The sequence below is a fragment of the Erwinia wuhanensis genome (assembly GCF_030484085.1).
Classification (GTDB): Bacteria; Pseudomonadota; Gammaproteobacteria; order Enterobacterales; family Enterobacteriaceae; genus Erwinia; species Erwinia aeris.
On the sequence record NZ_JAUJUH010000015.1, the window covers coordinates 1 to 2,005 of the forward strand.

The following is a 2,005-nucleotide window of genomic DNA, read 5'->3' on the forward strand; positions in this document are numbered from 1 at the left end:
AGGCAAACCTGATAGCGCACGCGGTGCTGGGCGCGGCGGTGGCGCAGGCGTCGGGCGGTTCGGCGCTGGCGGGAGCGTCAGGCGGCGCGGCGGGCGAGTATATCGCGCAGCAGCTCTATCCGGGCGTTGACCGTGCAGACCTGAGCGAAGAGCAGCGTCAGACCATCAGCGCGCTGGGGACGCTGGCGGCGGGGCTGGCGGGCGGCCTTGCCGGGGGCAGTGCGGGCGGTGCGGTGACGGGCGCGCAGGCCGGGAAGAATGCGGTTGAGAATAACTGGCTGAGCAGCAAACAGATAGATGCCTGGTCCGCTGAAATGAAGTCCTGTCAGGCTGAAGGCGCTGACTGTGGCGGCATTATCAAAAAATACGAAGAGCTAAGTACCGCACAGCAGAAGCAACTAATAAGCGACTGTGCAACCAACCCGACAACCTGTCAGCAGAAATACGGCGACGTGCTGGCCGACAGCATAGCGGTGAAGCATGCAATAGATCGGGCAATGGGCGAAGACATCCCGATCAAGATGGTCTACGATCTTACAGCGACCTGGGCGCACCAGATGGACGCGGACGGGATCGTTGCCAGCAATAAAGTGTCTGAGCAGATCATGGCGAAATATGGCCTCGATCAAGCTCAGGCTGATATTATTGCGGGCGTAGCGTTAAGTGCGCTGGGAGGCGTGAGTAAAGGAAGTAAACTTCCTACAGCTACCGGAAAAAATATCGTTATTGTTGACTCCGGTAAGAAAGGTGCGTGGAATAAGACACTGAATAAACCAGAACCCAATACGGTCTATCAGGTTGATGGAAATAAAACCTATCATACTGATGATTTGAGCCGCACAACAAATGTGAATGCCTCACTAAGCCTGTCCAAAAATGACCGAAACACCTATCAGCAATGCAAGGCTGGTAAATGTGGTAATAATGGTGATGAAGGTGGTCATTTAATTGCCAGCATATTCAATGGTCCTGGTGAAAAGCTTAATATTGTTCCTATGGATGGAAATCTTAATAAAAGTCAATGGAAAAAAATGGAGAACTCATGGGGTATCGCATTGAAAGAAGGAAAAACGGTTGATGTCAATATCCAACCAATATATTCAGGTAACAATATAAGGCCAGATAGGGTAATTGTTCAGTACTCAGTTGATGGAGGTAGACCTGTTAACGTTGATTTCAAAAATTCCCCAGGAGGCAAATGATGCAGGATCAAAATTTTGAGCAAAAACTAGGTCAAATTTTGTATGAGTGTGGACCTGGAAATGCAAAAAAAATCATAGCAAGAGCTAAAATCTTTAATGAAAATGATGGTGGGGAATATGAATTCGATTATTTAGATGAAAATGGAGAACTGGGCTGGTTTTCCCCTGATGGAAGGGCTGTTGCTGATTTGACAGATGCTTTACTTGCTTATAAGTCTTTCTTTTTAGATAACAATTTGACTAATGGTAAACCTGTTTGGACAGGCTGCGAAATAACGGTCGATATACAAGCCGGAAAAATAAACATAAATCTTCAATATGATGACTAATAAAGATCCCGGCCAGGCCGGGATTTTACCTTATAACCAGTCAGTTACCTCAGACAGGCCGCCACTCAACCATCCCATCCGGGATCTTCCGTGGCCGCTTCTGCGGTGTGGCGATCACCTGAATAAACTCCTCAATCTGCCGCTGCTTGCGTGCGGAGAGCTTTTTGCAGGCTTTACGCAGCGTGGTCACCACCTCCGGCTCTGCGGGCGGTTCCGGCTGTGGCTCCTGCGCGGTCAGTATCAGACAGCCCGGTAAGATCTTCACCTCCAGCGCCGTCCCGGTACCAAACCCTGTCTCCTTCAGCCAGTGGCCCTTCAGCGTGACCAGCTGAACGGCGCGGTTATCGGCTCGACGGCAGCGGCGGATAAAAACCGGCTGGATACGGGCACGCTGGGCTTCAGCAGTATTGAAAACCGCGCGGACTATAAGGTCGAACACCAGAGCGTGGGCATGAGCAGCGGCGGCCCTATTGG

3 protein-coding genes are annotated in these 2,005 nt (G+C 50.9%); 2 read left to right on the plus strand and 1 reads right to left on the minus strand.

Going from position 1 to position 2,005, the window contains the following annotated elements; all coding sequences use genetic code 11:
• On the plus strand, positions 1-1,202 hold a 1,202-nt coding region (locus tag QZH36_RS21270; protein WP_301731083.1), incomplete at its 5' end, for a DNA/RNA non-specific endonuclease.
• Positions 1,199-1,531: a hypothetical protein gene (locus QZH36_RS21275; RefSeq protein WP_367652779.1), complete on the plus strand. Its 333-nt coding sequence runs from the start codon at positions 1,199-1,201 to the stop codon at positions 1,529-1,531. The genes QZH36_RS21270 and QZH36_RS21275, both read left to right, overlap by 4 nt.
• Before the next feature lie 49 nt (positions 1,532-1,580).
• On the opposite strand, the gene QZH36_RS21280 is transcribed toward QZH36_RS21275, so the two are convergent.
• Positions 1,581-1,913, minus strand: a complete 333-nt coding sequence (locus QZH36_RS21280) for a SymE family type I addiction module toxin (RefSeq protein WP_445235139.1) — start codon at positions 1,911-1,913, stop codon at positions 1,581-1,583.
• Between the last annotated feature and the right edge of the window lie 92 nt (positions 1,914-2,005).